Source organism: Alistipes shahii WAL 8301, from assembly GCF_025145845.1.
In the GTDB taxonomy this organism is placed as follows: Bacteria; Bacteroidota; Bacteroidia; order Bacteroidales; family Rikenellaceae; genus Alistipes; species Alistipes shahii.
In genome coordinates, this window is sequence record NZ_CP102253.1 from 2,458,387 (window position 1) to 2,476,298 (window position 17,912).

Annotated in this window: 15 protein-coding genes and 2 pseudogenes; 9 read left to right on the forward strand and 8 right to left on the reverse strand. The window is 39.7% G+C overall.

The features are described from left to right. Positions 1-15: 15 nt before the first annotated feature. Together rhuM and NQ492_RS10410 are read left to right on the forward strand one after the other, a co-directional pair. A complete protein-coding gene (rhuM, locus tag NQ492_RS10405) occupies positions 16-1,431 on the forward strand; it encodes a RhuM family protein (protein WP_015547486.1) in 1,416 nt (471 codons plus the stop codon). Between the two features lie 5 nt (positions 1,432-1,436). Continuing rightward, a complete protein-coding gene (locus NQ492_RS10410; protein ID WP_157359492.1) occupies positions 1,437-2,489 on the forward strand; it encodes a restriction endonuclease subunit S in 1,053 nt (350 codons plus the stop codon). On the opposite strand, the gene NQ492_RS10415 is transcribed toward NQ492_RS10410, so the two are convergent. After that, positions 2,482-2,937, reverse strand: coding sequence for a restriction endonuclease subunit S (locus NQ492_RS10415; RefSeq protein WP_231839917.1), 456 nt, complete (start codon positions 2,935-2,937; stop codon positions 2,482-2,484). The genes NQ492_RS10410 and NQ492_RS10415 overlap by 8 nt on opposite strands. Before the next feature lie 305 nt (positions 2,938-3,242). Between NQ492_RS10415 and NQ492_RS10420 the strand changes: the two genes are divergently transcribed. From NQ492_RS10420 to NQ492_RS10440, 5 genes are all read left to right on the forward strand, one after another. Further along, complete coding sequence (locus tag NQ492_RS10420) at positions 3,243-4,298, forward strand: MBL fold metallo-hydrolase (protein ID WP_015547488.1); 1,056 nt, start codon at positions 3,243-3,245, stop codon at positions 4,296-4,298. 2 nt (positions 4,299-4,300) lie between these two features. Then, on the forward strand, positions 4,301-5,584 hold the full coding sequence (locus NQ492_RS10425) for a patatin-like phospholipase family protein (RefSeq protein WP_231839918.1): 1,284 nt from the start codon (positions 4,301-4,303) through the stop codon (positions 5,582-5,584). Continuing rightward, a complete protein-coding gene (locus NQ492_RS10430; RefSeq protein ID WP_083810236.1) occupies positions 5,577-6,428 on the forward strand; it encodes a ComEC/Rec2 family competence protein in 852 nt (283 codons plus the stop codon). The genes NQ492_RS10425 and NQ492_RS10430 overlap by 8 nt, the downstream gene beginning before the upstream one ends. A gap of 228 nt (positions 6,429-6,656) precedes the next feature. Then, positions 6,657-7,820 (forward strand): IS4 family transposase, encoded by a 1,164-nt coding sequence (locus tag NQ492_RS10435; RefSeq protein ID WP_141405246.1) that lies wholly within the window; start codon positions 6,657-6,659, stop codon positions 7,818-7,820. A 33-nt stretch (positions 7,821-7,853) separates the two neighbouring features. Further along, the gene (locus tag NQ492_RS10440; RefSeq protein WP_259872904.1) at positions 7,854-8,384 is read left to right on the forward strand and encodes a restriction endonuclease subunit S; all 531 of its coding nucleotides are present in this window, start codon (positions 7,854-7,856) and stop codon (positions 8,382-8,384) included. Here NQ492_RS10440 and NQ492_RS10445 read toward each other — a convergent pair. Continuing rightward, entirely contained in the window at positions 8,377-9,486 is a 1,110-nt protein-coding gene (locus NQ492_RS10445) for a restriction endonuclease subunit S (RefSeq protein WP_083810296.1), read from the reverse strand. The two genes, NQ492_RS10440 and NQ492_RS10445, sit on opposite strands and share 8 nt — an antisense overlap. Positions 9,487-9,580: 94 nt before the next feature. Here NQ492_RS10445 and NQ492_RS10450 point away from each other — a divergent pair. Further along, positions 9,581-10,240, forward strand: a pseudogene (locus NQ492_RS10450) (tyrosine-type recombinase/integrase); the annotation flags it as partial. 7 nt (positions 10,241-10,247) lie between these two features. Here NQ492_RS10450 and NQ492_RS10455 read toward each other — a convergent pair. Continuing rightward, positions 10,248-11,162 carry a transposase gene (locus tag NQ492_RS10455; protein ID WP_259872901.1) on the reverse strand — a complete coding sequence of 305 codons (915 nt, stop codon included), beginning with the start codon at positions 11,160-11,162 and terminating at the stop codon, positions 10,248-10,250. Positions 11,163-11,327: 165 nt separating this feature from the next. On the opposite strand from NQ492_RS10455, the pseudogene NQ492_RS10460 reads away from it, so the two are divergent. Next, positions 11,328-11,597: pseudogene (locus NQ492_RS10460) on the forward strand (tyrosine-type recombinase/integrase); the annotation flags it as partial. A gap of 1,012 nt (positions 11,598-12,609) precedes the next feature. Here the strand turns inward: NQ492_RS10460 and NQ492_RS10465 are convergent. The 5 genes from NQ492_RS10465 to NQ492_RS10485 all read right to left on the reverse strand — a co-directional run bounded on the left by NQ492_RS10465 (position 12,610) and on the right by NQ492_RS10485 (position 17,773). Next, positions 12,610-13,683: an AAA family ATPase gene (locus NQ492_RS10465; protein ID WP_015547492.1), complete on the reverse strand. Its 1,074-nt coding sequence runs from the start codon at positions 13,681-13,683 to the stop codon at positions 12,610-12,612. 2 nt (positions 13,684-13,685) lie between these two features. Further along, the gene (locus NQ492_RS10470) at positions 13,686-14,060 is read right to left on the reverse strand and encodes a helix-turn-helix domain-containing protein (protein WP_015547493.1); all 375 of its coding nucleotides are present in this window, start codon (positions 14,058-14,060) and stop codon (positions 13,686-13,688) included. A 100-nt stretch (positions 14,061-14,160) separates the two neighbouring features. Further along, complete coding sequence (locus tag NQ492_RS10475) at positions 14,161-14,919, reverse strand: hypothetical protein (protein WP_015547494.1); 759 nt, start codon at positions 14,917-14,919, stop codon at positions 14,161-14,163. A gap of 167 nt (positions 14,920-15,086) precedes the next feature. Continuing rightward, positions 15,087-16,205 carry a tyrosine-type recombinase/integrase gene (locus NQ492_RS10480; RefSeq protein ID WP_083810237.1) on the reverse strand — a complete coding sequence of 373 codons (1,119 nt, stop codon included), beginning with the start codon at positions 16,203-16,205 and terminating at the stop codon, positions 15,087-15,089. A gap of 107 nt (positions 16,206-16,312) precedes the next feature. Next, positions 16,313-17,773 (reverse strand): helix-turn-helix domain-containing protein, encoded by a 1,461-nt coding sequence (locus tag NQ492_RS10485; RefSeq protein WP_015547496.1) that lies wholly within the window; start codon positions 17,771-17,773, stop codon positions 16,313-16,315. Between the last annotated feature and the right edge of the window lie 139 nt (positions 17,774-17,912).

Sequence of the window (17,912 nt, forward strand, 5' to 3'; positions counted from 1 at the left end):
ACGAGTAATTGCAATATGGGAGAAAATGACAATATACCTCAGATGGTTCCATCATTTGAGAATATACTCCGAAAGGACGAGAGCGGAAATGAATATTGGAGTTCCCGTGACCTTTGTGGTGCAATGGGCTATTCTACTTATTGGAAATTTCAAAGGGTCATAGATAAAGCCATCAAAGTAGCCGGAGAAAAAGGAATGAATGTGGACGAGCATTTCAACCAAGCGGTTGATATGGTCAGGATAGGAAACGGTTCATTCCGCAAGGTAAACATATTCCGTCTCTCTCGTATGGCATGTATGATTATTGCGGAAAATGCTGATGGCAAAAAGTTGCTTGTTCAACAGGCACGAGACTTTTTCTCGCAATCTGTCTCAATGACAGAACTCATGCATAATTCGCTAAGCGCTAATATATTATTGTATAAAACAGCCCAAGGGGAAGCACGTATAGAAGTCATTTTCAACAGCGAAACATTCTGGATGTCCCAGAAAAGAATGGCAGATTTGTTTGGGGTTGATGTCCGCACCATTAACTACCATCTTGGACAGATTTATGAAAGCGGAGAGCTCACCAAAGAGGCAACTATCCGAAAAATTGGGATAGTTCAAACAGAAGGAGACCGGGAAGTGGAGCGTATGCCGCTATTCTACAACCTCGATGCTATTGTAGCGGTGGGGTATAGAGTAAATAGCTATCAAGCTACTCAATTCCGTATTTGGGCAACTTCAGTGCTGAAAGAGTTTATCATTAAAGGATATGCCCTTGATGACGAGAGGCTGAAACAGGGCAAACATTTCGGAAAGGACTATTTTGACGATTTGCTTGAGCGTATTCGTGAAATACGCACCTCAGAGCGCAGATATTACCAAAAGATAACTGACATTTATGCAGAATGCAGTGCGGATTACGACCAGAAATCAGAAGATACAAAGTTGTTCTTCAAGATGGTACAGAATATGATGCACCTTGCCGTTACCCATCATACGGCTGCGGAAATTATCTATCAACGGGCTGATTCCGAGCAACCTTACATGGGACTTACCACATGGAAGAAAGCTCCTGATGGAAGAGTGCAAAAGTCTGATACCATCATTGCAAAAAATTACCTGTCAGATTCTGAATTGTCCCAGTTGAATCTTATCACAACTGCCTTTCTTGATATGGCAGAATCACGTGCTGCACGTCATATCGTTTCAACTATGGATGATTGGAAAAGGTTCCTTCAACAATATCTTGCAGCGATGGATTACGAGCCGTGCGATACGGCAGGAAAAGTGACACAAGAAGAAGCAAAAGATAAGGCTTATAGCGAATACGAAAAATATAAACTGATTCAAGATAAATCATACATATCAGATTTTGATCGTTTTAATGAGGGTAATGATGAAACTCCATTGCTTCCATTTGATTTGAATCCTACAAAAGAATGACAACTATGGCAATAGATAAAAAAGTCCTTAATGTTCCCCATTTGAGATTTCCGGAGTTTACGGAGAGGTGGGACACATATAGAATCGCCGACATACTTTGCATAGGAAATGGCAGAGATTATAAACATCTAAGCAAAGGGGATATACCTGTTTTTGGAACAGGTGGCTATATGACATCTGTAAACGAATGTTTATACGAAGGCGAAACTACGTTTATAGGACGAAAAGGGACAATCAATAAACCATTTTACTACAATGGCAAATTTTGGACAGTTGATACTCTGTTTTATACTCACTCATTCAAAAGGGTAATCCCCAAATTTGTTTATTGCCTATTTCAAACCATAAATTGGCTTCGTTATAATGAAGCGTCTGGAGTACCGAGCCTTTCAAAGGATACTATTGAGAAAATCAAAGTGAGAATTCCTCAACTTGATGAGCAAAAGAAAATAGCAAAGCTTTTGTCATTGCTTGACGAGCGCATTGCAACCCAAAACAAAATCATTGAGAAATTGCAATCCTTAATTAAGGGAATTGCACAGAATATTGTACATCGCAACAAGCCTAATGTACGCATATCACAATGTTTGGAATGCAGTTCTTCAACATTGCAGGAAAGTGATGTTTTGGAATGTGGTGCATATCCTGTCTATGGTGCTAATGGTGTAGTCGGTTTCCTTGATAATTATAATACCTCAAATGAAGCTATATACATTATAAAAGATGGTTCTGGTGTTGGGGCAGTTTCCTATGTTGCGGGAAAATGTTCTGCAACTGGAACATTGAATATCTTACAAGCGAAAAAAGGCTTTTCACTCCGATATCTCTATTATTTACTGAATATTTTTAATTTTGAGCCATATAAGACAGGAATGGCAATACCTCACATATATTTCAAAGACTACGGAAAAGCTCAAATCTTTTGTCCGTCATATTCAGAGCAATTAAAATACGCCAAGTTTCTGGCCACAATAGATGATAAATTATTGACAGAACAAAATGTTCTAATAAATCTTAGTTTGCTGAAGCAATACTTGCTCCGTCAGATGTTTATATGAACATTTGACGAAGCAGATACTGCTTTTGAGTAGTATAGTATTCAAGTAAGTTTTTTTCCGTTTCTATTTTCTCTGTTATACTGTTCAAAATTGCATAGATGTGTTTTTGATTATTCAACGAAGGCAGTTTTATACTTGCCTTCTCAAAATCTGCCTTGCAAAGGTTAAAACGTGTACTTCCTTGCGCAAACGGATATATAAATTTTCTAAAAGGAGTCGAAGAAACGTAGTAAGAAAAGTATGGAGGATAGGCCAATTCTTTATTATCGATGTGGAAGCCAAAACAAAAACTATTCAAAAACACTTCGTCTATTCCCAAATAAACAGAGCCAACTCCTACTTCTTCTGGCGTTTCAGAAGACAAAGTAAACAACACATCTCCACATTGAACGATATTTTGCTTTTCCCCATCGTTTATACGAACATATTGATATTCGTTCTCATTCACAACACTATTAGAATATACATTCAGATATGTTATGAATGGTTTGCCACTTCCAAAGTCTTCTGAGGATTTTCCAGACAATCCAGAATATGAATGTCCCAAAATCAGAAAAAGATGTTGTTATTGCATTACCATATTGCTTATATAAAGAATCATTTAGTCCCTTAATTAAGGATTTATGGTCCAATAGTTAGTAACGGATTATATCGATGTGCGAACTTATGATTTGATAGAATAACATAAAAAAGTCCAAATTATTTGCTATATAAGGTGAAATGCCATAACTTCATGACAAAAATTAGACTATTATGATTATTGCTAAAGATTATCACATTGAAATGTTGAGTGTTGGTGCAGCTGATGCTTTCATATTGTATGTGATTGATAACCAAGATAAGGGACATCTTATCCTTATAGATGCTGGAAATTATAATGATGGGGACATAATAATCAAACACATTAGAAAGTATTATAGCAATCCTGTTATTGATTTGGCCATTGTTACTCATTGTGATGATGATCATTATGGTGGTTTTGTTAGAATGCTGGAGAAACTAAAAAAAGGAGAGCGTGATGCGATTGGTATTGGCCAATTTTGGGTTAATGACCCTGGTAAAAATCACATTTATGTTGATGATGTCAAATATATCAACAATCAACCGGCGGTAAATAACAGAGCGAGGAAAGTCTATGATTGTAATGGACTAAATCTTTTGGAGTTAATAGACTATTTAGAGATTGATCGAATGGAAAAATTCGCTATAAGTATAAAGGATGCAAACGGGAAGCTAACAAAACCTGTACCTGATCGAGTTTTCAATTTCTTGTATATTATTGGTCCAACAAAAGCATATTACGAAGAACTCATTCCTAAGTTCAGAGATGACATAAAATATAAGGAGTCTGATAACATGTACAATGAATCAGCAGATAGCCCAACAGACGAAAGTTTAAGCCCAACATTGGATGCCGCAGATGATGATAGTTCAGCTCACAATCAAAGCAGTATGATAATTTTGTTCCAACCTCATGAAAATAAAAAATACCTATTTATGGGAGATGCAGGACGAGATGCGTTTAACCATATTCCGATGCCACATAAATTTTTAATCGAAAATATACAATGGCTAAAAGTTCCTCATCATGGTAGCAAACATAATTTAGATACAATGATGATAAAATGGATAAAACCCCAAGTTGCTTATATATCGGCAAATAGTAATGATGAGTATGCTAATAGGTGTACTATAAATGCCTTAAAACGCTCCAAATGTGATGTTTATTCAACACATCGAGATCATAGCAATTTCATACATAAACAAATTGGAGAACGAGAAGGATATTCAACAGCAACACCCTTATAGATATGAAAGACAAAAAGATTGGATTAGCTCTCTCAGGCGGTGGGTATAGAGCTGCAGCATATCATATTGGGACATTAAGAGCCTTAAATAGATTAGGTATACTTGATAAGGTTGATGTAATATCTGCAGTTTCTGGCGGATCGATTACTGCAGCATATTATGCTCTTCACAAAGATAACTATGAAGTTTTTGAGGATAGTTTTATTAATAAATTGCAGAGAGGCGTTCTTAGAACTTCGATAGCTTATCTTGTATTGTTACTTAGTGCATTACTACTCGCGTGCTACTTTATTAGTTGGTGGCTACTAATACTAGAAGTTATAATATTGTTAATATGCTGGTATTGGATTCTCCCCGTGAGCTATTTCATTGAGTATTCATATAATCGATTATTCTTTAAAAAGAAAAAACTTTCAGACTTGCCAATAAGCCCTTTAGTCGCAATAAATGCAACAGATGTTTCAAATGGAAAGTTATATACATTTTCCCAACTAAAAATGGGCAGTTATACTTATTATAAGAATGGTGATTATTCAACATCACCTTTTGATAATACGCAATTTACTATCGCTAAAGCTGTGATGGCATCATCATGTGTGCCTTTTGCATTTTCCCCTATTAAGATATCAAAAGAGTTTTGCAAGGAAGATACTCAAACGCCTATACTTATAGATGGAGGACTGTACGATAATCAAGGAACACATAAGTTAAGTACACAAAAAAGCCGATATCACACGGACTATATAATTGTCAGTGATGCCGGCAATACACAGATTAACTCAAAATGGATTCTAAATCCCATAAGTCTATTGATAAAAACATCAGACATTATGATGGCGCGTATCAAGACATTTCAGCGACAGCAAAACATATATACTAGGGCGAACCCTAATAGATATGCATATGTACCATTAGAGTGGGACATTGAAGAACGACTAATTAGGGGGTTTGTTCGAAATATTATAGATGGTAATATAGTCGAATCGTTATACTCTTGGCACAAGATATCTTCGGAAGATATTAATAACCTTAAGAATTCAGACAAGGAGATATCAAAGAATGCATTTGAAAATATTGTGACAACATTAAAAAAGAGTATTGGCTGGGATCGACTTTCCAAGATATTTCCGGATAAAGAGAGTTGCAAGATGGCGAGGTCTGTAGGTACAAACTTAACCAGACTAAAGCGGAAAAAGATTGATGCTCTTATACGTCATTCTGAAGCACTTACCGAAATCCAAGTACGATTATATTTACCAGAAATCATTGAGCCCCATTATGAATAAAATTACACGATTTAGAGCTTATCAGTTAGGGACACCAGGCTCCTCATTTTCTTATTCTGTCGATGATCATTTTACATTGATAGAAGCTCGGCTAACGCCCATGAGTATACGGGGTATTAGCGCAGAATTAAAACTATTAAATAAAAACGATATCAATTGTTTGCATATAACAAGTTGGGATCAGGACCATTGTGATTATGATGAGTTATCATTAATTTTAAAATATTTTAAACCTTGGAAAATAGAATATCCAGGATATGCGCCTCATACAGACAATGCAATAAAGTGTAAACAGTTAATAGAGGCTTATCAGGGATATACGGAAAGAATTTCGCCTGAGTACATCAACTCTTTATCTCCAGGTGAAGAGAAAAAATACAACAACATATTATACAATCCAATATACATTTCTGATAATAGTAATGACAATTCTGTAGTACAATTATTTAGGCAAGGTAGATTTTCGTTGCTTAGTCTTGGTGATTGTGAAGATCCTGCTATTGCTCGCAGATTGATTAATAGTAGAATGGTAAATGAAACAGATGTGTTGATTCTTGCTCATCATGGCGCAGACAATGGTTTTACAACAAGGGAGTTAATTGATGCCATACAACCTAAAATAGCAATATGCTCATCGAATTATGACAATCTGTTCGAACATCCTGCTCAATTTATAAGAGATCTTCTATACTATTCTGGTATCACCCTATTCACAACAAAAACGGGAGATATAATTATAGAATGCAAAGAGGATAACATAGTTAGAGCATACAACCTATCCGCCGATAGCACACAAATTAGCTCTGTTAAAAATTTCGTTCCAAAACTCCTAGTGAATAATTAAGGACCTAAAATTCCTAATCAGAGGAATTGTTACAAAGATTTGCTCGGGAGCTTTTGTGAAAGGTAAGTATGTATTTCTTCGAGATATTTTAATTGAAAGACATCACTACTGTCCCGTAAAAGCGGGCAAGTCGGTCTTTGAAATAGTTGAAACATAGTCTATTAGAAGTAATTTTTCATGTGCGACGATTTGAATTTGTAATTTTGCAGCCCATAAAGGGACTGCTCTATGAACAAAGACAAATATGTATTCGCTCAATTGGTTGCATTTCTCGACAACAACAAGTTCCGTCACCTGGTTGACAAGTATGATGGGAACAGGTATGTCAAGAACTTCACCTGCTGGAATCAGCTCATGGCACTCATGTTCGGACAACTCTGTAACCGTGAGAGCCTGCGTGATGTTGTCGTTGCATTGGAGACTCACCAATCCAAATGTTATCACCTTGGAATGGGGCGTAATCCAATAGCGAAAACGACATTTGCCACAGCGAATCAGAATCGTGACTACAGGATCTTTGAAGACTTTGCCTTCTTCATGATGGAACAGGCTCGCAAGAAACGAGCAACCGACATCTTCAAGCTGAAGGGGAATGTTTATGCATTTGATTCAACAACGATTCCGCTCTGCTTGTCAGTATTCTGGTGGGCAAAGTTCCGCAAGAAGAAAGGAGGCGTTAAGGCGCATGTCCTTTATGATCTGGAGTCCCAAGTTTCTGCTTTCTTCCATATTACGACTGCATCGGTACACGATTCAAAGGCAATGAAGGAGATTCCCTATGAATCAGGTTCTTACTACGTATTTGACCGTGGTTACAATGCATTCAAGGAACTCTACAAGATTTGTCTTAATGAATCATACTTCGTGGTTCGGGCGAAGAAGAACTTACAGTACAAGTGTACGAAATGGAAACGTAGATTGCCTAAGAATGTGCTTTCTGATTCCGTTATTGAACTCACGGATGTGAACACACAGAAGAAGTTTCCTGAGAGGCTGCGACTTGTGAGATTTCACGATGACGAGCAAGACAGAGACTTCGCATTTTTGACGAATGCATTCCATCTTACCGCTCTCGAAATTGCTAATCTCTACAAGAACCGATGGCAGATTGAGTTGTTCTTCAAGTGGCTCAAGCAGCACCTCAAGATTAAGAAATTCTGGGGCACTACAGAGAACGCTGTCAGAATACAAATTTGCTCTGCAATCATAACTTATTGCCTTGTCGCCATCGTCCAACACGACATGCGACTAAAGCGGTCAACTTATGAGGTCCTGCAGATTTTGAGCATCTCACTAACGGATAAGACTCCACTGAGAGATCTCTTCGAAAAGACTAATTTCAACGATGTCAAAGAACTCGATTATCCCCTCTTGGAGGGACTATTTGATTAATATTAACTTCGTCCCAATTTTAACGGGACACTAATGGAAAGACATATAAAAAATACAGATAATTATGAGGTTTATTCAGTATCAGTTAGTCAAGGGATCATCAATCAGATAGATTATCTTGGCAGATCTTTTGCTGCAAAGGAGACCCTACATTACAATGTTGTCAACTATGGTGATATTGTTTATACCAAGAGCCCCACTGGAGATTTTCCATATGGCATAGTTAAGCGTAGCCACATTCAGAAACCAGTTGCTGTGTCGCCATTATACGGAGTCTATCAACCTAAAAATGATTACATTGGCAAGTATCTGCATTTGTACTTCAAAAGCCCTATTAATACTAAGAATTATTTACATCGTCTGATTCAGAAAGGAGCTAAAAACACTATTAACATAACGAATTCTCACTTTCTTGATAACAACGTGTTTATCCCTGAAAAACCAGAATTGATAAATATTGTGAATCTAACATCTGCTATTGAAGACAAGTTAGTTCTAGCAAGCCGGATGTTAGACTTGCTTAAAAGTCAAAAGGGTTACTTATTATCTAAAATGTTTATATAAACATCTGTCTGAGCAACCATTGCTTTTGTTGTCCGTAGGCTATTCTAGTAGCATTAGCAATTGCCAGCCTAGTTCGCAAGGTCGACATAGTTCTTCCTATTTCGCATTGCTTTTCATATGGAGGTATTTTGAATACGAGTTGTTCAAATGCCTCCATATTTAGATTTCGCCTCACTATACTTGCACCTTGCTCTGACACTAACATGTAATTATATAAGGACCGCTGAGTCTTTAGCATTGATGCGATAAAGGTTTTGTCATATTTCTCCGCAATGGTAAATATCTTGTAAGAAGGAGATACAATTCCCACCTCAAAATGATCATTGTAATTGATATTGCCCATCCATAAATTCTGGGGGCTCAATACAACATCGTGTAATCGGATTACCTTATAGCCAGCATTATTTTCGCTGGCTATATCCTTTGAGAAATACTCACGTTGCGAGAATATGCCTTTGACCGTTGAACTTAAAATCTCGTGTTGATTGTTGACCGTCGTTTTCTCAACTCGCTCTTTTAAGATATCCCCGATTCTAATCGGTGTGCCATTATCAGAGTACAGCAGGCTATTTCTTATTCCTCTGATTAAGGATTCAAGTTTCTCAATGATTTTGTTTTGGGTAGCGATGCGCTCGTCTATCAAATCTAATAATCGAGATATTTTAAATTGCTCTTTTTTGTCAGGCGTATAATAAAAACGAATTGTTGCTAAATCCTCACTATTAATAGCAGGATAACTTGAGCCTGTGCAACGAACCATTACTTTTCTATTGAATCCGTCTGTATTCAATAGATGATAAATATAGTTTGGTGATTCTGTTGTCCTAATTTGAGCATATCCAGTAGAAGCAACCCATTGTTGATTACTCGTATTTAAAATTCTATGAATATAGTTGTTTTTCTGATAGGGACGCACACATTGAAACAGAATATCATTGTTATTTATAACGCGCTGTGCTCTACTTGGTGCTTCTTCTCGCATTATTTCTTGTATTTTTCTCAACTCACCTTTTTCGACGGCTTCCAAATCTATATAAATAAAAGTGTTCTGAAGCTGGTCTGATTTTGGATTTATAGCGGCTATATCTTGAAGTGATGCCATTTCCCACTCTCCACTAAACTCTGGGAATCTCAAATGGGGAACATCGCTCATTATATTTCTCTAATTATAGACATTTATCATTAAATGAAATAATATGAGCAACATGACAATTAGAGAAATTGCGGTCGCATGGAAAGAGAGCAAGCGACCATTTGTGAAGCAGTCTACAATGGCTGCTTATGTGCTAATCTTGGAGAACCACATCCTTCCCTCTTTTGGAGAGTGTGATTCGCTCCATGAAGAGACTGTGCAGGACTATGTCCTGCGAAAAATCGAGAGTGGATTAAGTGTAAAATCTGTAAAGGACATTTTGATTGTCCTCAAAATGGTGATGAAGTTCGGGGTAAAAAACGAATGGATGGACTATTATGAATGGGACATCAAATATCCGACCATTTCGACAAACAAAGAATTGGAGGTTTTGTCGGTTGCCAATCACAAAAAGGTGCTCAACCATATTCAAAACCATTTCTCTTTTGCCGGACTCGGTATTTACATCAGTCTATGTACTGGGCTTCGCATTGGGGAGGTCTGTGCCTTGAAGTGGAGCGATATCAACACAATAGACGGAACTATTACAGTAAACCGTACAATAGAGCGAATATATATCATTGATGGGACACAGAAACATACAGAGTTGGTTATCAATACTCCCAAAACCCAAAATTCTTGTAGAGAGATTCCTATGACAAAGGAATTGCTCGCAATGATGAAGCCTCTGAAAAAGGTAGTCAATGAAGATTTTTATATTCTAATTTGAATCAGTAGTTGAAAATAAGATATAAAAATGCGATGGCTACCTTTCCCATCGTATGAATTAGCAGTCCGCAAGTAGAGCGGCACTTTGAAGCTCTTTGAATATTTGTTTTTTCGTTCAGCCAACTGAATAGCGCTTCAATGGGTTCCCTGACAGATGAAACGGCTTGAGAATAAATGTCATCAGCGGCCTTGTTTCTCTGCTTCTCTTCTTCAGGAGCCCCTTTGATTGACTTGACGGGAGCGTAGAACTCATTGGCCTTATCGCGTCTTTCCTGCTCCCAGTAGTCATTGCTTCGGTATATCTTGTCAGCGAAGATCTTCTTGTTGAAAAGATCCGGCATGCATTCGCTCTGGAAGACCTTCAGGTCATTCTCGGAGGCAGGAGAGAGCGCTATCTGGCACGGATGAGGAAGATGCCCTTTCCTGCGATATCCTACCATGTGAAGCTTTAGTCCATGATAGTACAGGTTCTTGGTGGAACAGTATCCTTTGTCTGCGATATCTCTGGCGACCTTGCCTGTACGGTTTCTTCCGCAGCATGTGATTATCGGCATCGAGTCAACAATCACGGTATCATCCTGACAGTCAGAAGGCCTGAACATCCTTAATAACTGCGAGGACAGTTCCCTAACAGCACCGGCCATCCTGTTGAGACGGTAATTGAATGTCTGATAGGACACCAGGTTCGGGAACCAGTCGCGCAAGTACTCTTTAGCGAAGTTGTGAATATCCTTGATGAGGGTGTACTTCTGCTCATGACCGACAAAGAAATAAATCGTGAGGATTTCCTCGTCGGAGAACAACGGTTTCGAATTATTGCTGTATCTTTGGCAATGGTATTTGAGGCTTTGTTCGTACATATCGCAGATATACATATAGATTTTTATTAGTCTATACTCTTTGTCCTTGGGAATCATAACAAGCAAAAAATAGGGGTATTTTTTTACTTTAAGTTACTGATTTCCAAGGATTTTGCAAGTATTTTCATCCCTTGATTTTCAAATATTTACAACTAATTCCGAGGCTTAAATGACCTCAGTTAAACTTATAAATCACAGCAGTTCAACTGCTGATTGGAATTTCTAACCAATGATGAATACCCGACAGAACCGCGTACCTACCGGAATTATTACACCAAACTAATGGAAAAGTTAGGTGTCCCAAAACTAAAATATCACGGGCTGCGTCATAGCTTTGCCACTCGTTGCATAGAAGCCGGATGCGACTACAAGACAGTCAGTGTATTGCTTGGACATTCCAATATCTCAACGACTTTGGATCTCTATGTCCATCCAAATATGGAACAGAAAAAGCGTTGCATTGCAAAAGTATTCAAGTCACTTGGCAAATGACGAATAAAGAGTGGGAGGATATTCAAAGGCAATCCTCTCACTCTCGATTCCAATATGATTGGCGATTTTTGAGTTCGTAAAAGCGAGTCTGCAAATAAGCAACTGGTTGAAATTTATTAGCAAATGTATAACCTTACATTTTACGCAATGGACTGCGTATTTTTTGCGCACTACAAAGAAGATAGGCTATTTCCTATTTTAGGATGCCATTCGGAAGTTGGCAAAATCAATCTTAGGAATCTGGCAGGTTGATATGGTTAAATTGGCAGGCATTTGGACACAGTAGTCCTGTGTTCATGTTCGTCATCGAGTATCGTCACTTATGTGGCCGGCATTGCTCCGGAATACTACTCATTGGAACTTGAATTATGAAAAACGATTCCTAAAAGAGTTTACGAAAAAGCAAGAACAGTTCCTAAAAGACGAAAATAAGTTCCTAAAGGTGATGAAGTGTTCCTGAAAGAAACTGTTGAGTTCATAAAAGAGTTCGTAAAAGAACTACTGAAATATGCTTGTCTGTGGCCGTTGTCAAACGGAGGCTACAGAGGTGTTAGACGACACTCCAAAAAGACGATGCACATGGAGTGAAAACGAACTCCATAATCGCTATAAAGTTCAATCCTGCTTGCTGGAGATTGGCAACTTCTCACGAGCGATTTATCGCTTGGGGTATTGAGTTACCCTAACTCAATAAATGTTGTATAATGGGCAAGCCCAGGATGCAATTAGTGGACAAATTTCGCTTTTTGTCGAGAACTAGGAGGCTGGCGAAAAGAAAAAATGCCCAAATAACGCCTTTTTCTCACAATCAGCTTGCTGAAGGATTTGGCAATCTCAAACAACCGATTGGTTGCTTGGGGAATTAGGCTACCCATATAAGATAATGTCCGTACAACGGGCAAGCCCAATCAATGGCAGCGACCAGTTCCGTGAATTATCATGAAACAAGTCGTTGCGCTTGAACTTTGACTTATCCCGAATAGACTCTTTTAGAATAAAGTCAAGTGGGGGATTAGTAGTGGTAATCCGGCATGAACCGATAAATGCCACGGCTTTCCTGAACCACCATCCGTTTGTTCGTGAGAAACTTAATCAGCTCTACAATCTTGTTGTGATTCAATTTCGTTCCTTCCAGTTCGTAGGCAGTGGTCAGTTCTTCTTCCAGAGCCTTATATCCCGAAATAGTCTCTTTACCGTCAAAAGCCAGTTCGAGAGCCTTGCGATGGATGGCTTCGTGGATATCCTTATAAGGGGAGAACGGTTCCTGTTTGGGACGACCTGCGCTCTTCTTTGTCGGCACATAGTCCGGCAGAAGTTCGGGCAGTGATTGGTCATTGATGCAAAATGCGAATGGCAGGAAGTCTTTGGAACGGGTATGCACACTTTCCACTTTGCTGATGTTGCTGTTGTCCTTGTCTTTTTCGATTTGGATGACAGTCTCAGCCTTGTTGTTGATTTCCGTGCCGATGTGCCCACGGGCATTTTCATCGCTTTTGTTCTGGTGAAGGATGGTATGAAGATGAATCTGGTGCTCGTCAGTCCACTGCATAAGTTTGGATATTACACATGTGGCTTCACTCGGAGAATTGATGTCATAAACCAGGTCGCGTATTCCGTCAATCAACACGAAGCCGAGACCCTCAATCTGACTGATGGCATCGTCTATGATAGCCAAACGCTCCTTGGGATTGAACTTGCGTAGAGCGAGAAAATAGAAACGGCCGCAATCCTCATTGGCCGGCAACTCTGCCAGTTTCATGATACGATGCATCACAATCATACAATGGTTCTGACTCTGCTCTGTGTCAATGTAAAGGATGCGGTCCTTTCCTTCTGGGAAGTCCGTTGTGTAGTTAAGGACTTCCTTTCCGGACAAAGCAGCTGCCACCATAGCGGAAACATTGAAAGTCTTTTTGCTTTTTGCCTTGCCAATGGATGCACTGAAATTTCCCAATGTCCCGACAGGCACTCCACCTATTTTCAGAACTTCCGGCTCCTGCTCGTACTCCTTTTCCAAGCTGAGCATGGTATCTTGCCATCTTGTAGCGACCTGGGCAAGATCTTGAATGGGTGTTGGCGTTTCCATACTCACCAGTTTTTAGGGTTAGGCTTGCGACGATGTGAGGAATACATCGCTTCGTTTTCTTCCTCATAGGTGAGAGGTACTGACGTTTTGCGTGATGATTCCAGCCATTTGTCGAGCTCGTCACGATAGATATAGAGGTGCTTTCCTTGCTTGATTACAGGAATGCTGTCCTTCTTTATCTTGTAATAAAAGGTGGAGACCGGCATTTTCAGATAAGTACAGGCTTCCTGTACCGTCATAGGTACATGCAGATTCTCCTTTGGTTCGCTTTGACGGTTAAGATTGTCCCTAAGCAAATTTTCCATACTTGCGATTCGCTCGCATAGTTCGCCTACCACTTTCGGCAGGTCGTTAAAAGTTAACTCAGTTGCAGTCATATTATCAATAATTTAAATTAATATGCTGCAAACCAACAGAATGAAATCTTGCAGAATTTCGTCAGCCGGAAGAATGATTACCGTCTGCACGGTTTAATTCTCAAGTATTGTTATGAAAGCGGAAATCTCCTTTGTCCGGTACGTCAATAGGGATGTCGCATGGGGCATTAACACGCAAATTGGCTTCCAGATATTCTATATCAGCGTTTCGCAATTCGTATGGGAAAGATGATTTGATGAATACAGCCCTGTCGCGACGGGAGACTCCAAGCCGTTCTCCGATATTCCAAGCCAAATGTCTTAAAGAGGGAGAACTGAGCTTCGCTTCTTTCGTTGAATGGATTGGCTGGCAGTCTGTCACCCGATTTTCGGCAAGACACTCGATATTGTGGAATAACGTGCTGATATTCTCCTTTGACAGATATTTCGAGGCCTTTTCCACCACATATTCACGGATGGCTATCATGGTATCCCTTTTCCGCTTCACCTCTTTCAGCTGCTCTTCCACGAGAATACTCTCGTATTTTTCCAAACTGTCAGGCATTTGTTCCAGTATAACCGGTTGAGTCTCTGTTGTAGAATTATCTGAGCTAACCTCTTGCGAACAGTTGCTTTGTGCTTGTTCATTTATAGCACTATTTGAAATACTCTTATAAAGTCCTGCCATTACTTTGCGGAATACGGCAAAGGTCAAAATGAGCATTACCAAAGAGATAATAAAAATGGTGACATCAAACAGGATATAGTGATTGAACTTTTCTCCAAGATTGTATGCGGTGAGTGCCGAGAGTGAAACGATTACCACGCATACCAGACTACTGATGTCCGCAGTTTTCTGAACTTGTACATTATTCTCCATATAGTTGTGATTGTTTACAATTCTATGCCACAAAGTTCAGCACTAATTTCCATATAACCATAAATACTAATGGTTGTTGGACAGATATTTATAAATAATTATGGTTAGAATATGAATCATACTCAGAAATCATACTCTAACCATATAAAAAACGGTGTTTATGCCCGTTAGCTCTTACGAATCAGGGAGATTTTATTGCTGGCTTTTCGCTTGTTGCTATCCACTACTTTCATGTATCGTTGGGTCGTGGTGATGCTCTTGTGCGCCATGATACTTTGGATGGTCCGGATGTCCGTTCCGGCAGCAGCTTGCAAAGTGGCAAATGTTCTCCGGTACGAGTGGAACGTGATATTTTTGGTGATACCGGCAGTTCGAATCCACTCTTTCATGGGGTACTGTGTCCAGCACCTTTTCAGTCCCTTGAATACCAGTCCTGTCTTTTCCGGGGAATAGCCGATTAATTGCAAGGCCTCGTCACTTATAGGGATAATATCTTCTGTCTTTGTCTTTTGAGTGACAGTATATACGCATTTCCCTCCGGCAGCAAAGTCAACGATTTCTTCCCATCGCAATGTGAGAATATCGCTTATTCTCAAACTTGTCAGACAAGAGAACAACGAGGCGGTTTTCAGTATCGGTATCTTGCAAGGCATTTCTGCCAATCTGTACAGTTCTTCTACGCTGAGATAGTCTTTGACCACATCTTCCGGTTCTATTTTCTCCAAGAAATCGTTTACATTGGAATGAATCAGTTTATTGCGATAGAGTATTTTGAGGAATCCTCTGAATGTGGACCAATAGCCCACGGCTGAATTGCGTGATATGGGACGCTCCGGACGTCTCAGTTGCTTCGCATTGAGCAGATACTCCCTGAACTTGTTGCATAAGTCCACATCAATCTCCTCGAATGAGCATTTACCACCCACGAAATTGCAGAAATGCAGATAGACAAACTCCCATTTCTGGTCGTGTTTGCGGAGTGTCTTTTTATAATAGGCAAGGAAATCTCCTTTCATCTTGCTCTTGTCAAAGAAATCATACCGTTCATTGACGATGGATTCAAAACGTCGGCATCGGATAGCTTCCGCCTTTTCCGACATGACGGCATTAAAGTTCTGTTCCCGTTGGTTCTTTGGATTGGCATAAATGTAGATGCCCAAAGATTCATGACGGATTATCTTCATACTTTCTTTGTCGCGATAACCGGGATAATAATCCAGATAGAACGACAACATGTTTTTCTTTAGAGGTCTTGTCCTCAATGTTACAGTTTTACATTCGTGCATAATGATAAATATTATATTTGGTGAATAATCTGTTGCAAACCAATACAATGAAACAATGCTGATGACTGCCATTACTGAAAATGATTCTTGTCTGTATGGAATAATTCTCAGATGCCGGATTTTTCAGCCATAACCTTGTCAAAATCCTCTTTCAGCAGGAACATCGACTTGCCGTGATGCATCTTCCGTATGCTGTTGTACCTCGCATAATTATAAACATCATCCCTGCGAATGCCGTATTTTTCCATTGCTTCGGTTACGCTGTAATACTTTTCCCGTTGGTCAAAGCCTCCGTTTCTGATGATGTCTATATGGTCTTTGGAATACTGGACTTTGCCATAAACAACACGGGACGGGATTTTATGGCGATGCACAAACGAACATCGGGCATCTTTGCTCATGCCGTAGATTTCTTCCATTTGCTCCGCACCAATCCATTCCTTGATATTGTCAGCCGCTTTGTATTTGGCGAAGAATCGGTCAACTGACAGTTGCTCGTAATAGTTGAACCCACCATGACTGATTTTCGGGATGTCGTTTTCACGGCACAGCCTGCAAATGGTTTTCCTGTTCATCTGATAGGTCGTTGAAATTTGCTCGGATGAGTAATAACCTTCAGGGATTACAAAAGTCTCTTTCGCCATGTCGCTTTTCTTTTCCCGTTTCTTGGGTGTATATGTTCCATCACGATGCTCAGTATAGACTTTGTCAAACTCCGAACGCAACACCATTGTCCGGCTTCCTTGCTTGAACCGCTTGATGTCGTACTTGTTGACATAGTAGCTGATATTAATCTTGGTAAGTCCGTATTTCTTGGTGATTTCATCGTAGGTATAATAGTCGGGATTCAGCTTCTCCTGCTTTTCCTTGATCGCGTCTATATGGGCACGGGAATAATACACCTCGTGATGGCGGTTGATTCTCGGTATATTATGACGAAGGGCAAAAGTGATTACCGCATTGCGGCTCATATTGTATTTCTCCATGACCTGCTCCGGCGTATAATAGCTTGCTGGATTGATATCCTCGGCAAGGTCTGCAAAGTATTTGTCTATAAGACTGCGGTTGTAGAATACACGGCTACCTTCTTCAACCTTTGGGATGTTGTATAGTTTGCAACGACGATACAGGGTTTTCTTTTGGATTTGGTACTTCTCCAATACCTCATTCGTGGTGTAATAGAGTGCAGTCTGCTTCCTTCCATAATTACGTTTTTTGTAATCGGGTGCGTTGTCGAACATCTTTTCAATGTCCGACTTGCGGATAATGGTACGCCCACGAAGTTGTAAGGCCCGGATGATTCCGACAGCCATGTGGCGATAGATGGTCGCACGGCTGATACCTAAAAGGGTTGCGGTTTCGGCAGGGGAGAGATACAACTTGCTTCCCACGATGCCGACTTCCTGCATGGGCTGCTCATTTTGCCGTTCCTCGTAAGCCTGCAATCGTTGCTTCCGCTTCTTCTCCTTGTACGCTTTTTCATTGCACGATTTGCTGCAATAGCGTGTTACCATCGTGTGTGCTATAAATGGTTTGCCGCACCACTGGCATTTTCTCTGGATTTCCATATATTGGTCGCCTTTAATTTCGTCTATTCTGTCTCAACGCGTCTCACAATTTCTCACAGCGTCTCACACCGTGTCTTCTATAGCGGTTTGGCACATTCTCATTGCGTCTCACATCGTGCCTAAGATGTCGCTATGATGA

Bases quoted from the DNA above. Each gene is read 5' to 3' on its own strand.
- rhuM (WP_015547486.1), top strand. From the start codon at position 16: ATGGGAGAAAATGACAATATACCTCAGATGGTTCCATCATTTGAGAAT.
- NQ492_RS10410 (WP_157359492.1), top strand. From the start codon at position 1,437: ATGGCAATAGATAAAAAAGTCCTTAATGTTCCCCATTTGAGATTTCCG.
- NQ492_RS10420 (WP_015547488.1), top strand. From the start codon at position 3,243: ATGATTATTGCTAAAGATTATCACATTGAAATGTTGAGTGTTGGTGCA.
- NQ492_RS10425 (WP_231839918.1), top strand. From the start codon at position 4,301: ATGAAAGACAAAAAGATTGGATTAGCTCTCTCAGGCGGTGGGTATAGA.
- NQ492_RS10430 (WP_083810236.1), top strand. From the start codon at position 5,577: ATGAATAAAATTACACGATTTAGAGCTTATCAGTTAGGGACACCAGGC.
- NQ492_RS10435 (WP_141405246.1), top strand. From the start codon at position 6,657: ATGAACAAAGACAAATATGTATTCGCTCAATTGGTTGCATTTCTCGAC.
- NQ492_RS10440 (WP_259872904.1), top strand. From the start codon at position 7,854: ATGGAAAGACATATAAAAAATACAGATAATTATGAGGTTTATTCAGTA.
- NQ492_RS10445 (WP_083810296.1), bottom strand. From the start codon at position 9,486: ATGGCATCACTTCAAGATATAGCCGCTATAAATCCAAAATCAGACCAG.
- NQ492_RS10455 (WP_259872901.1), bottom strand. From the start codon at position 11,162: ATGATTCCCAAGGACAAAGAGTATAGACTAATAAAAATCTATATGTAT.
- NQ492_RS10465 (WP_015547492.1), bottom strand. From the start codon at position 13,683: ATGGAAACGCCAACACCCATTCAAGATCTTGCCCAGGTCGCTACAAGA.
- NQ492_RS10470 (WP_015547493.1), bottom strand. From the start codon at position 14,060: ATGACTGCAACTGAGTTAACTTTTAACGACCTGCCGAAAGTGGTAGGC.
- NQ492_RS10475 (WP_015547494.1), bottom strand. From the start codon at position 14,919: ATGGAGAATAATGTACAAGTTCAGAAAACTGCGGACATCAGTAGTCTG.
- NQ492_RS10480 (WP_083810237.1), bottom strand. From the start codon at position 16,205: ATGCACGAATGTAAAACTGTAACATTGAGGACAAGACCTCTAAAGAAA.
- NQ492_RS10485 (WP_015547496.1), bottom strand. From the start codon at position 17,773: ATGGAAATCCAGAGAAAATGCCAGTGGTGCGGCAAACCATTTATAGCA.